13 protein-coding genes are annotated in these 12,219 nt (G+C 60.9%); 6 read left to right on the forward strand and 7 right to left on the reverse strand.

Annotated elements, in window-relative coordinates:
- The first annotated feature begins 112 nt into the window (after positions 1–112).
- The 4 genes from mltA to BQ4888_RS17695 all read left to right on the forward strand — a co-directional run bounded on the left by mltA (position 113) and on the right by BQ4888_RS17695 (position 4,978).
- Positions 113–1,339 (forward strand): murein transglycosylase A, encoded by a 1,227-nt coding sequence (mltA, locus tag BQ4888_RS08410; RefSeq protein ID WP_092056356.1) that lies wholly within the window; start codon positions 113–115, stop codon positions 1,337–1,339.
- Positions 1,340–1,806: 467 nt separating this feature from the next.
- Positions 1,807–3,222, forward strand: a complete 1,416-nt coding sequence (locus BQ4888_RS08415) for a C40 family peptidase (protein ID WP_170232799.1) — start codon at positions 1,807–1,809, stop codon at positions 3,220–3,222.
- 54 nt (positions 3,223–3,276) lie between these two features.
- Positions 3,277–3,609 (forward strand): hypothetical protein, encoded by a 333-nt coding sequence (locus BQ4888_RS17765; RefSeq protein ID WP_240746311.1) that lies wholly within the window; start codon positions 3,277–3,279, stop codon positions 3,607–3,609.
- A 361-nt stretch (positions 3,610–3,970) separates the two neighbouring features.
- On the forward strand, positions 3,971–4,978 hold the full coding sequence (locus BQ4888_RS17695) for a PEP-CTERM sorting domain-containing protein (RefSeq protein WP_205747983.1): 1,008 nt from the start codon (positions 3,971–3,973) through the stop codon (positions 4,976–4,978).
- Positions 4,979–5,048: 70 nt separating this feature from the next.
- Here the strand turns inward: BQ4888_RS17695 and BQ4888_RS08430 are convergent, their stop codons facing one another.
- Genes BQ4888_RS08430 through BQ4888_RS08445 form a run of 4 tightly spaced genes read right to left on the reverse strand, consistent with a single transcriptional unit; the run spans position 5,049 to position 9,275 of the window.
- A complete protein-coding gene (locus BQ4888_RS08430; protein WP_092056359.1) occupies positions 5,049–6,752 on the reverse strand; it encodes a SulP family inorganic anion transporter in 1,704 nt (567 codons plus the stop codon).
- An 18-nt stretch (positions 6,753–6,770) separates the two neighbouring features.
- Positions 6,771–7,328: a YeeE/YedE thiosulfate transporter family protein gene (locus tag BQ4888_RS08435; protein ID WP_092056361.1), complete on the reverse strand. Its 558-nt coding sequence runs from the start codon at positions 7,326–7,328 to the stop codon at positions 6,771–6,773.
- Between the two features lie 3 nt (positions 7,329–7,331).
- A complete protein-coding gene (locus tag BQ4888_RS08440; RefSeq protein WP_092056362.1) occupies positions 7,332–7,847 on the reverse strand; it encodes a YeeE/YedE thiosulfate transporter family protein in 516 nt (171 codons plus the stop codon).
- 9 nt (positions 7,848–7,856) lie between these two features.
- Positions 7,857–9,275: an MBL fold metallo-hydrolase gene (locus BQ4888_RS08445; RefSeq protein WP_092056364.1), complete on the reverse strand. Its 1,419-nt coding sequence runs from the start codon at positions 9,273–9,275 to the stop codon at positions 7,857–7,859.
- A gap of 222 nt (positions 9,276–9,497) precedes the next feature.
- Between BQ4888_RS08445 and BQ4888_RS08450 the strand changes: the two genes are divergently transcribed.
- Both BQ4888_RS08450 and BQ4888_RS08455 read left to right on the forward strand, forming a co-directional pair.
- Positions 9,498–9,755, forward strand: a complete 258-nt coding sequence (locus tag BQ4888_RS08450; protein ID WP_092056365.1) for a YheU family protein — start codon at positions 9,498–9,500, stop codon at positions 9,753–9,755.
- A gap of 14 nt (positions 9,756–9,769) precedes the next feature.
- Positions 9,770–10,615: a class I SAM-dependent methyltransferase gene (locus BQ4888_RS08455; RefSeq protein ID WP_092056367.1), complete on the forward strand. Its 846-nt coding sequence runs from the start codon at positions 9,770–9,772 to the stop codon at positions 10,613–10,615.
- A gap of 31 nt (positions 10,616–10,646) precedes the next feature.
- Here BQ4888_RS08455 and BQ4888_RS08460 read toward each other — a convergent pair whose 3' ends face one another.
- The 3 genes from BQ4888_RS08460 to BQ4888_RS08470 all read right to left on the reverse strand — a co-directional run.
- The gene (locus tag BQ4888_RS08460) at positions 10,647–11,396 is read right to left on the reverse strand and encodes an RluA family pseudouridine synthase (protein ID WP_240746312.1); all 750 of its coding nucleotides are present in this window, start codon (positions 11,394–11,396) and stop codon (positions 10,647–10,649) included.
- Complete coding sequence (locus BQ4888_RS08465; protein ID WP_092056370.1) at positions 11,393–11,797, reverse strand: hypothetical protein; 405 nt, start codon at positions 11,795–11,797, stop codon at positions 11,393–11,395. Before BQ4888_RS08465 ends, BQ4888_RS08460 begins: the two co-directional genes overlap by 4 nt.
- Before the next feature lie 35 nt (positions 11,798–11,832).
- The coding region (locus BQ4888_RS08470) for a SagB/ThcOx family dehydrogenase (protein WP_140396622.1) at positions 11,833–12,219 on the reverse strand (387 nt) is incomplete at its 5' end.

A 12,219-nucleotide genomic window follows, 5' to 3' on the forward strand; every position in this document is an offset into this window, starting at 1 on the left:
TTCCAGGCCCTTCACTATTCAGCCCTCTCGGTTGTTCTATCGGACTCTGACGAGGGTTATGTTCAGTAGCCATGCCGAAGATCCTCCATTACGGAAAGGACATCGTTTCACCATGAACAGCAAGGGTTTTCGTTTCTTTTATTCCGGTCAAATCTTCTGGGTTCTTCTTCTGCTCCTTGCGGCCTGTGCCGCCCCGCCGGTCGTGACTTCTCCTCCCCCTCCGATTACTCCGCCGCCCGTAGTCGAAGTCCCTCCGCCGGTGGAAGCGCCGCCCGTGGTGCCTCCGGTTGAAACCTACACGATGGTCCCCTGGGGGGATATCGCCGGCTGGGAGCGGGATGATCTGGCCCAGGCCCTTGATCCCTTGCTGAAGAGCTGTCGGGTGCTGAAAAAGCGGGAGGGCTGGACGGAGGTCTGCGCCGAGGCCGCGACCCTGGAAGGAGCGGACCGCGAGACCCTGCGGCAGTTTTTCGAAAGTCGTTTCGTCCCCTGGCAGGTACGGGACGCCGAGGGGGGAGAGATCGGCACCATCACCGGCTATTACGTGCCCGATATACGCGGCAGCCGTGTCCCCTCGTCCAAATACCCCTATCCTCTGTATGGCGTTCCCGATGATCTGCTGGTTGTCGATCTGCGGGAAATTTATCCCGAGCTGAAGGATTACCGGCTGCGTGGCCGCTTGGAGGGGCGCAAGGTGATCCCTTACTGGACCCGTGGCGACATCGACGCCGGCCAGGGACGCCCGACCGCGAAGATTCTTTTCTATGTCGCCGACCCGGTGGAGCTCTTCTTTCTGCATATCCAGGGCTCGGGACGCATCCTGCTGGAGAATGGCGAGCGGGTGATGGTCAACTACGGCGACCAGAACGGCCACCCTTACCGCTCCATCGGCAAACTGCTCATCGAGCGCGGCGCCATGACCCGCGAGCAGATGTCCATGCAGAATATCAAGGCCTGGGCGCGGCAAAATCCCGAGCAGGTGAAGACCCTGCTGGCCGAGAACCCCAGCTACGTCTTTTTCGTCGAACGGCCCGGTCCGCTGGAAAGTCCCCCCGGAGCCCTCGGCGTACCGCTCACTCCGGGCCGCAGCCTGGCGGTTGATCCGAAAACGATTCCCCTGGGCGCGCCGGTCTTTCTTGACACGACCTGGCCGTCGAGCAGCGAGCCGTTGCAGCGGCTGATGCTTGCCCAGGACACCGGCGGGGCGATCAAGGGGAAAATCCGCGGCGATTTCTTCTGGGGGATGGGGGACGATGCGGGATCTCAGGCGGGCCGGATGAAGCAGAAGGGGCGCTTCTGGCTGCTCCTGCCTCAGGGGGTTACGCCGCCGCAACCCTGAGATGTTTTTTCACGTAAAGACACGAAAGGCGCGAAGGGAAGCCCTCTCTTTGCGTCTTTCGTGTTTGCCTTTGGCGGGTTGTCAAGAGATCAGGATGCGTTTCCGGCCCAGGGGAGTTGTTCAGCTCCTGATGGCAATTGGTCTTGGGCAAATCCCGCCAGGCGGAATCCTTTTTTCAATATTTTCAGGTTTTTACGTGGTTATGGCGAAATAGTGCGAGAGCTGAAGACAGTTTTCATGAAAGCACGCTGTGGTAAAAGCAACACAGGGGTGTTGCAAAAAAACTTGCCTTGTGTGGCTTTTGCGGTTAAAGTAGCCCTTATTTCCCGTTCGGCGCATTTAGCGCCGTTGAAACTGACAGGCCGCGATGCCGTGCCACCAGGCCGGCCAGCTTCCTTCCCGCCCGTGATTCGGGCCGCTTGGAAGTGCACCCGTAGGATTTCTGTAAAAATTTTTAGGATGACATGATGTCTCGATTCTTGCCGATCCTGCTCGTACTGCTCTTGTTGTGCCCGTCCCCGCTCCTTGCCGCTTCGAAAACCTCCGGAACCAAATCAGCTCAAGCGACCTATAAGGTGCGTCAGGGGGACACGCTCTCCGGGATCGCTCAGAAATCCCGACTGACGGTGGCGGAGCTGAAACGCCTCAACAACCTCTCCAGCAACAAGCTCAAGCTCGGGCAGGTGTTGAAAGTTGCCAAATCCTCCGGATCAACCAAAAACACCAAACATACGGCGTCCGCCGGCAAGACGCAGACGACCACGGCCTCCGCGACCCACAAGGTGAAACAGGGGGACACGCTCTCCGGAATCGCCCAAAAAGCCAAGATCTCCGTGGCTGAACTCAAGCGGCTGAATAATCTTTCCAGCAATAACCTCAAGTTGGGCCAGGTTCTGGTCGTCTCCAAATCTTCCGGGTCGACCAAAAACACGAAGAAGTCCGCGGGGACCGGCAAGGCTTCGGTGGCGAATTCCACCACCCACAAGGTGAAGCAAGGGGACACCCTCTCCGAAATCGCCCGAAAAGCCAAGATCTCCGTGGCTGAACTCAAGCGACTGAACAACCTTTCCGGTAGCAATCTCAAGTTGGGTCAGGTTCTGGTCGTCTCCAAAAAGGGGGCGACTGCGACGGAAAAGACCGCCGCGGTCAAGATGCAAACCCTGACCCACAAGGTGAAAAAAGGGGACACCCTCTTCGAAATCGCCCAAAAAACCAAAATCTCCGTGGCCGAACTTCGGCGCCTCAATAAACTTTCCGGCGATCGGCTCAAACTCGGCCAGGTTCTGGTGGTTGGTTCCAAACCGGTGCCCGTGGAAAAAACGGTTGTGGCTAAGACCCCTTCGATGGAGAAGGGCGCCATCGTTCGAGAATTGACCCGCGATATCCCTGTCGATGCCAATGCCTCCATCTTCGAGAAGACCGCCCTGAGCTTTCTCAATACCCCCTATCGCTTCGGCGGAAACGGCAAAAACGGCATCGACTGTTCCGCCTTTGTACAAAAGGTCTTTAGAGAGTTTGACCTGAAACTTCCCCGCACCGCCCGGGAGCAATACACCCTGGGAACCCGGGTGCCCAAAGGAGATCTGCAGTTGGGTGATCTCATTTTTTTTCAGACCTATGCCAAATATCCCTCCCACGTCGGCATCTATCTGGGCGATGACAAGATGATTCATGCTTCGAGTCGCAACCGGGGGGTGGTGGTTTCGAGTATCAACTCCAATTATTTCCGCAAACGTTTTATCGGCGCCAAACGCCTCGGATTGTCGTTGAGTCCGGAAGGAATCGATCTTGACGAATTCTCCGGCCGAATGCAGGCGACCGTCGCCGATGAGGTCGAGGATGGAACCGAGGAAGGGGCGCAGATCGGCGCCGGGAATGGTTAAACAGGATTCTTTCAAGGCCAGGCATTGCCTGGCCTTGGTTATTTCGGGGGAATAATGGAAATCGATCTCGATCTTCTCGACTATCTTTGCCACAAAGGCGTCCACCACATCGAGGCGGCGGTACGGGGGCATCAGCACCTGCCGCGCACCGTGGTCGGTGTCGGCACCTTTCTGCTTGATCAGGACGGCTATGTCGACTTGCTCACCGCCAAGCAACAGGCCACTTTTGATAAATTCCTCCAACCCCTCCTCTTTGACGTCCCCTGCCTCGGGCCGACCGGCACCGGCGATTGCCGGGGAGACGGTCGCATCGAACCCGAACTGCTACTGAAAGGCTACCGCGACGACGAACTGCTCTGCGGACGTTGTCGGCAAGAGCTGGACTGATTTCGCCTACCCCTTTCTTTCGCCCTCCCCCCCTTTTTTTCACGAAACGGCTTTCTGTCGGAAAAATTTACACGATGTCGGTTTTCCTTCCGGCGAAAATTTAATATCGAGCATGAGCCGTTTTTTTTGATTTTTGTGAATAAGTCATGTAATTCCGGACTATTGCCTTTCTTGCCTGGATCGGTGCAACGGCTTTTTACACGTTTCGCCGGCGAGCCGTCGGCCAGGTTTACACTCTAAAAGACAAAAAAATGAGCAGATATGTAAAATTCAATAAAATCAGCGTATTGCATCTGGCCTATTTTGTGCAATAAGGAATGAATAGAGACCAGATCCCCACAAATTGATAATGGAGGGTTCAATGAAAAATGTCAGTAAGTTCCTGTTGGTTTGCTTGTTGTCTGTCGCCGCGCTCGGTATTCGCGGGCAGGCTCAGGCCCTCGTTCTCCCCGACCCGTTCACCACGTCTTACCGCTACGGCGACTTCAACTCCTACTCCCTGCCGATTCTCGCGAACATTTACGACATCATGTATGGTGTCGGAACCACCAATGCTGCGAACCCCTTCTACATCCAGTCGGCTCCGGGGTTGATCAAGGATTCCATCGTCGTGGCAACCAAGACCGCGATGGATAACGGGTCGGCCGGCATCGACGATGCCTACCAAACCCCCAACTCCAATGGTATCACCACCTTCAGTACCGGCACTTCGCCCGATCCGTCCCCGACCTTTACAGGGGATCAGGACACGACCTGGGATGCGCAATTGTCCGAGCTGACGGCATTCCTGAATGGCGACGATCTGATTTTCCTCTTCAACAACAACGAAACCGGGACGGGTGACGAACAGAATGTGTATGTATGGGCTCAGGTGATTCTGCGGGATAGTGATAATGCCGCCCCCGCACTGTATTACGATTTCACGAATGATCCCGCCGGCGGCCAGCCGGGTGGCGATCCCGCCGATTACACCAACACACTCGGTGCATGGACTCCCGATGCCGATGACTATGTCCTCTCCGGTGGAGGGATCTGTGTGAATGCCCTGGGTGCCGTGGTGGACTGCGGTTCAGCCGATGCGGTTAAAACCATCAATCACAACCTGGGCGCCAACCAGGCCGCTTATGCCGTGACCTCTCTTGAAATCAATGACTTCCTTGCAGCTTGGACCTCGGACAGCCTTTATGACGTGATGTCCGTCGATTTTCGTCTTAACGGCATTAATAACGGCTACGAGCAGCTCTTCATCCAGGCCGGTACCATTGGCGGCGATACTCCTCCTCCCCCAATCCCCGAACCCAGCACCCTGCTGCTGCTGGGTAGTGGTCTGGTCGGCCTGGGCCTGCTCGGCTACCGGCGCAGAAAATAGTCTCTAAAGTTACTTAAGTAAAAAAGCCCCCCGCATTGATCGAGTGCGGGGGGCTTTTTGCGGTTGGGTCTTACCCGTTTGAAATCTTATCATCGTCCCGGCGGCGGTGATCCACAGATAATTCTCCCACCGCCTGGCGCAGGGTCACATAACCGATGCGCCGACCGTATCTCGCGGGCCAGCCGGCGCGTTCCGTCAGATCGCGCAGCGGACCTTTCATTTCGGCGAGGGCGAAGCTGAGACCCCGTTCCAGAAAGCCGTCGCAGAGTCCTTCCAGTTTAGCCAACGCCACGGCATCCATGTCGTTGACCCCGGAGAGATCGAAGATGACCGCCCGTATTTCGGGACGGCGAGCGAGGGCGGCGCGCAGCCAGTCCTCGATGAAGGCCATGTTGGCGAAGTAGAGAGAAGCGTCGATGCGCACGATCAGCAGTTCGGGATCGATCCGCGCCCGGGAATCGCGCTGAATGTTGCGGTAGATCCCTTCTTCCTCTAGCCAGCCAAGTTCGGCGATATGCGGATGGGCGCTGCGCCAGATGAAGACGAGCAGGGAAAAGATGACGCCGCAGATGATGCCGATTTCGACTCCGAAGGCCAAAGTGACCAGAAAGGTGAGCAGAAAAGTGTAGCCGTCGCTCTTCTTGACGCGGAAGAGAGAGCGGGCTTCGGCGAACTCCACCAGTCCAGCGACGGCGACCATAACGATGGCGGCGAGGATGGTTTTCGGCAAATCGTGAAACAGATGGGTGAACCGAAAGAGGATAATGCCGATGAGCAGCGCCGTGACTACCCCGGCCAGGGGGGTACGAGCGCCAGCCTGATGATTGACGGCGGTGCGGGAAAATCCGCCGGTGACGGGATAGCCGGAAAAACAGGCGGCAGCGAGGTTGGCGGCGCCGAGCCCGAGCAGTTCCCGGTTGGGGAGGATGTGGTATTTCTCCCGGTCGGCGATAAGTCCGGCGACGGCGTAGGATTCCAGGTAGCCGATGAAGGCGATGGTCAGCGCCGCCTGCAGCAGGGCCGTCAGCTGTTCAAGGTTGAACGGGGGGAGGGCGAAGGGGGGCAGGCCTTGGGGGAGATCCCCGACCGTGCGAACGCCATGCTGGTCGAGACCCAGCCCGCTGGTGAGCAGGATGGCGAGGACAACGACCAGAAGCGGCGCGGGCAGGCGCGGGACAAACCGGCGCAGCAGCAACAACACGGCGATGGCGGCCACTCCCAGTAGGGCGGTCGGCGGATGGATTTGACCCAGGTTGCGCAGCAGAGTCAGTCCCTGTTCCAGCGCCGATTCGCCGCCGCCGGTAATGCCGAGCAGACTGCCGGCCTGGCTGAGGCCGATGAGCAGGGCGGCTGCCGAGGTGAAGCCGCCGATTGCCGCCCGGGACAGAAAATTGACCAGAAAACCGGCCCTCAGCAGTCCGAGAGCCAGTTGCAGAAGCCCGGTTAAGAGCGCCAGTTGCAGGGCCGCCCCGAGATATTCTGGACTGCCTGGCGTCGCCAGCTTGCCGCAGGCAACATAAACCAGCAGCGAAACGATCGCCACCGGCCCCACCGCCAGATGCCGGGAAGAGCCGATTAGGGCATAGGCCAAAAGCGGGACGGTGGCGGCGTAGAGGCCGACGATGGGGGGAAGGCCGGCGAGCAGGGCATAGGCCATCGCCTGGGGCGCCAGGACCACTGCCACCACCGCACCCGCCGCCAGGTCGCGGGAAAGATCGACCGGGCGGTAGGCGCGCAGCCATTCAGGCCGATAGGAGGTGGTAGAAAAACGCATGAAGTTCGTGCCGGATCATCAGAGTCCGGCCCATTCCAGCACGGCGAGCAGCAGGATGAGGACGACGGCCAGAGGAAGGATGACCCGCCAGTGATTCACCTTGAATAATTCGGGGAAGGTCAGCGGGCCGAAATCACCCTTGGGCAGCATCACCCGGGAAACCCAGGGGAAGGCGTGGGCATAGAGGCCGGCACCGATGAGAATCCCTGCCAGCCCGCCGATGAGGGCGTCGAGCTTGCCCTGGGCAACGGCGGCGGCGATGGTGCCGGGACAGTAGCCGAGCACGGCAAAGCCGACGCCGAAGATCAGCCCGCCGACCAGGGTCATCCCCAGGGAACCGGGTTTGGGGTGAAGCTGGGCCAGACCGAGATCCCGCAGCAGATGAACGCCGATCATGCCGGTGATCATGGCGGTGACCATGATCTTGATGACGGTGAAGTCCTGAAAGAGCAGTTGGCCGACGATCACGTCGTATTCGGTGACATTGCCTTTCTGCAGCAGAAAGCCGAAGAGAAAGCCGATGCCCAGACCGGCGGCCAGTTGCAGGGGCTTGTTGCCGTGGATGGTTGTCAGCATCGCTTATCCCCCGTAGAGCAGAAAGGCGACGGCGGCGCCGCCGGCGAAGAAGGCGCAGACCGCCAGCCAGCCGCTCACCGCCAGTTGCAGGGTGCCGCTGATGCCGTGGCCGCTGGTGCAGCCTCCGGCCCAGCGGGCGCCGAAGCCAAGAAAGATGCCGCCGATCAGGGCGGTGAACAGGCGGATTACGGGATTCCCACCGAACTCGGCGGCCCAGCGGGAAGGCACCCACTCCAGGTGCAATTCTCCGGAAAGGGCGGCCGAGGTGAAAGAGCCGAGGACGATGCCCAAAACCAGCATCCATTCCCAGTCGATTTCCGGAACGAACTGACGATAGTACGGCATCTCCCGCACCTCGCGGCCCCGGTACATCTCTTCAAGCATGCCGCTGGTGCGGGCGAAGGCGGTGGAGCAGCCGATCGGCTTGTCGGAGAGGATGAAGGCCGCGCAGGAAACGAGGCCGATGCCGAGGCCGACCACATAGGGGGACCATTCCGTCATGGATAAAAGTTCGAGCATGGCATCCCCCTATTTGCCGAGAAAGCGCGGCCCATGCGGGACGACGCAGAGCGGACATTCCGGAGCGAAACCGGCGGCGTTGAAACCGGTCATGCCCCCCGCCACGTTCCAGACCCGGTTGAACCCCTGGCGTTTGAGCAGGCTGGCGGCGAGGCTGGAGCGGTGGCCGGTGCTGCACACCACGGCAATGTCACGGTTCGGGTCGAGCTCCTGGTGCCGGGTACGCAACTCCGGCGCCGGGATGTGCAGCGCTCCCTCGACGTGGACCGCGCCGAATTCCCCCGCCGAACGGACATCCACCAGAATCAGTCCGTCGCCGGAAGTGATGCGCTGGTTCAGTTCCGGCGCCGAAAGCAGGGGCACATGGTCTGAGGCGAAGCCGGCCTTGGCCCATTCGAACATGCCGCCTTCGAGATAGCCGACGACCTGGTCGACACCGACCCGGCGCAGCAACACCGCCGCCTCGGCGGCTTCGGCTCCGTCGTTCGTAATCAGCAGAATCTTTCTGTCGGGGGGGAGCACCCAACCGGCGAAGGTCGAGAAGTTTCCGCCCATGTCGATGTGGTAGGCGCCTGGCACATGCTGGCCACTGAAGGCGGTATAGCCACGGATATCGAGCGCCAGCATATTCGCCTCATCCATCTTCTCGCGGAAGCGTTTGGGGGGGAGCGGCTCGGGGGTGGGCAGGGTGCGGACCAGGGCCGGGCCCTGACGGTTGATGTCGCTGCAGCGGGAAAAATGGTCGGGCGCTTCGGGCATGTCGGTGGTCAGTGAAGCGATAAATTTCTCGCGGTCGGCGATTGTCAGAGCGTTGTTGTAGAGCTTTTCGTAGCCGACGGTGCTGGTGCGTTTGGCGCCCATCGCCCGGCCGCAGAGAGAACCGGCGCCGTGGGCGGGATAGACCTCACAGAAGGGGGGCAGGGCCAGCAGCTTCTCGTGCAGGGAGCCGTAGAGTTTTCCCGCCAGCTCCAGGGCGATGCCGGGGAAGAGGTCGGGGCGGCCGACGTCGCCGACGAAGAGGGTGTCGCCGCAGAAGATCGAGACGGCTTCCGCTCCCCGGGCGCGGTCGCGCACCACGTAGGTGATGTGTTCGGGTGTGTGCCCTGGGGTTTCCAGCACGCTGATTTCCAGATCCTCGATGCGGAAGCTGTCCCCTTCGGCCACCGCCTGGTGGGGGAAGGCGCAGTTGGCCGATTTGGGCATGACGATCACGGCGCCCGTCGCCTCGGCCAGATCGAGATGCCCCGAGACGAAGTCGGCGTGCAGGTGGGTTTGCAGGATGTGGGTGATTTTCATGCCCATGGAAGCGGCCGCCTCCAGGTAGATGCCGACGTCGCGGCGGGGATCGATGATGGCGCAGGTCGCGGCACCGCCGAGCAGATAGGAACTGTGGGCCAGTCCGGGAACGAAGAATTGCTGGACGAACACGATGAATCCTCCTTGTTCAGTTAGGGATGAAAATTCTCGAGGCGCCTGTAAGTATGCCATTAAATGCCCTTTTGGCAACGTCGTGGGGGAAAGGGCGGAGCCGGTTGGCGGATAAATCCTTGTCGGGCCAGACGATCCGGGGCAGGATGGGCACAATACCCGCAACTCGTCCGTGGGAACGGATGAAGTCGGGGACGGAATCAGACAAAACGAGGTGATTGTATGTCAGGGGAAGGGCCGGATGAAGGGCAGGAGGCGGGGATCGAGATTCCCTTTGCGCGGATCGATCCCGAGACACTGCAGAGGATGATCGAGGAGTTCGTCACCCGCGACGGTGCGGATTGGGCCGAATCGGGCTGCGCCCTGGAGGACAAGGTGCGGCAGGTGCTGCGGCAGGTGCTGCGGCAGCTGCGCGACGGGCAGGTGAGGGTCGTGTATGACCAGAAGACCCAGACGGCGAACCTTGTCCCCTGTCGTTGAATGGCGAGGAAGTGATGAACGAAAAAACCTATTGGTTCGATGCGCAGGTCGCCCGCCGGGCGCTCGACGCCCTGGCGCGGGGCGCGGCCTCCGTCGATATTTCGGTCGATCTGAACCGCAGCAGCGCGACCTTCGCCCTGGCCGGCGATGCCTTGCTGTTGGATGCGGACCAGCGATTGACCGACGATGAGTTGCGCTTGATCGCGCGCAAGGAAAAGCGGATTTTCGTTCTGGAAGCGGGAGAATTGGAGGTTCTCGAAGTGCGGGATGGGGGCTATTACAAGCTCGTTCCGACGGAGCAGGCGCCGCTGCTCGAAATCAGCGGCGTGAAGATGCACATCGCCAAGGGGACCAGCCCCTTCGAAAGCGCCGGGAAGATGGCGGCGCAGGTGGTCAAGCCCGGCGATCGGGTGCTGGATACCTGCTCCGGGCTCGGGTACGCGGCCTCGGCGGCCCTGCGGCTCGGAGCGCGGGAGGTCGTTTCAGTCGAACTGAGCGCCACGGTCATCGAACTGCGCCGGAGAAATCCCTGGTCCCAGGGGATTTACCATCCTTCCGTCACCTTGGTTCAGGCCGACATCGGCGACTACATCGGCGGGCTCGAGGCGGAATCCTTCGACGCGATCATCCACGACCCGCCCCGCTTTTCCCTCGCCGGCGAGCTCTACGGCGAGCGTTTTTACCGGGAGCTTTACCGGGTGTTGAAGCGGCGCGGCGCCCTCTTTCACTACACCGGCAATCCCTACAAGGTCAAACGCGGCGACGGTTTCATGGAGCAGGCCGGAAAACGGCTCGGCGCGGTCGGCTTCGGCAAGGTGGTGAAGGTCGCCGAACTCATGGGTCTGCGGGCCGTTAAATAACTAAAGAGCGAAAGGCCGACCGCCAACGGCGTCATCGCTCGTTTTGGTTATCCTTGAGTCCCGGCGGAACGAAGGGGCCGACCAGTTGGCTGAAGCGCTGGGGAATCGAGGTCTCGAAATGCAGGCGGGCGTGGTTCACCGGGTGGGTGAAGGATAACGACCAGGCGTGCAGCGCCAGATGGGCATGGGCCGGGCGGTCTTGCGCGTACTTTCTGTCGCCGACCAGGGGGTGCCCCTGTTCCGCGAAGTGGACGCGAATCTGATGTTTGCGGCCGGTGAGCAGGTGGACTTGCAGCAGGCTGAGACCGTTGCGCTCTTTCACCAGGGTGTAGGCCGTGTGCGACAGCTTGCCCTGGCTCGGGTCGGAGGTGGAATAGACCGAGAAGGCGGCGTTTTCGGCGAGATAGCTGCTGATGGTCCCCCGCGGCGGGCTGACGTGGCCAAAGACCACGGCCAGATAGAGCTTGCTGGTGTCGTCCCAGTTTTCTTGCAGGGCCAGTTTGGCCGGCTCGCTCTTGGCGAAAAGCAGGATGCCGGAGGTGTCGCGGTCGAGGCGATGGACGATATAGACCCGGTTGCGGGACTTCGGGTTGCCCTTGCGCACGTAGTCGTTGAGGATCGAATGCGCGGTGCGGGATTTGTCCCGCTCGGTCCCCATGGTCAAAAGGCCGCAGGGTTTGTCCACCACGAGAATGTCTCCATCCTCGTAGAGCAGCGTCACCCCTTTGGGCCGATGTTTCGGGGCCGGAAGCCCCGAACCGGTTGGTTTCCGCCCGCTCACGACATCAGCCCCTGGGCCAGGCACCATTGCTTGAGTAGCACCTCCATTTGCTGCATTTCGAAGATCTGCCAGTTGTCCAGCAAATGCCGGCGGCGCAGCAGATCCTTGACATTGCGGAAGGCGCCGGGGCGATTGAAAAACCCCTCGACCCGCGCCAGTTCCGCCGGGCAGTTGTCGCGGATGAACTCCAGCACCAGCGGCTTGCCCGGATCGAGTTCCTGCCGGTGCGGGATGGGCAGGTAGTCGGGGTCGGTGTCCGCCCCGGCCGGACATTCGTCGAATCCCGCCTTGAGCGAAGCGAGAAAGACCTTGCCGCTGGGTCGGTGCACCAGGGCCCGCCGTTCGCCGAGCGGGGCGTCGCTGATAAAGTGAAAGGCATCGTCGATGGCATCGTAAGACATGGGGGCTCCGTGAACGGCTCTCTGCTCTGCCGTGATTATTCCTGGCGGACCTTGCCCACCGGCGCCAGGTAGATGGTAAACTCGTCGTCGCCGTCGAGTCCGAGCAGGTCGTCGGCCAGCTGTTGATCGTAGGCGGCGATGGCGCAGGTGCCGGCGCCGACGGCCTCGCAGGCGAGATAAAGATTTTGGCAGAGGTGACCGGCGTCGAGGGCGATGACTTTGTAGGAGGCTTCGCCGTAGCGCCATTCGGTGCGCTCGGGCAGGGCGGTCCAGAAAAAGGTCACCGCCGCCTCCCCGGCAAAGCCCTGCCCCCGAGCGGCGGCGACGACCCGGGCCGAAAGCTGGTCGGGTGTCTGCTCCAGCAACAGGGCGTGGTCAAGGGGGAGGTAACGGTAAAGACCGGGCGCCAGTCCCTCGACCCG

It is taken from the genome of Desulfuromonas acetexigens, from assembly GCF_900111775.1.
In the GTDB taxonomy this organism is placed as follows: domain Bacteria; phylum Desulfobacterota; class Desulfuromonadia; order Desulfuromonadales; family Trichloromonadaceae; genus Trichloromonas; species Trichloromonas acetexigens.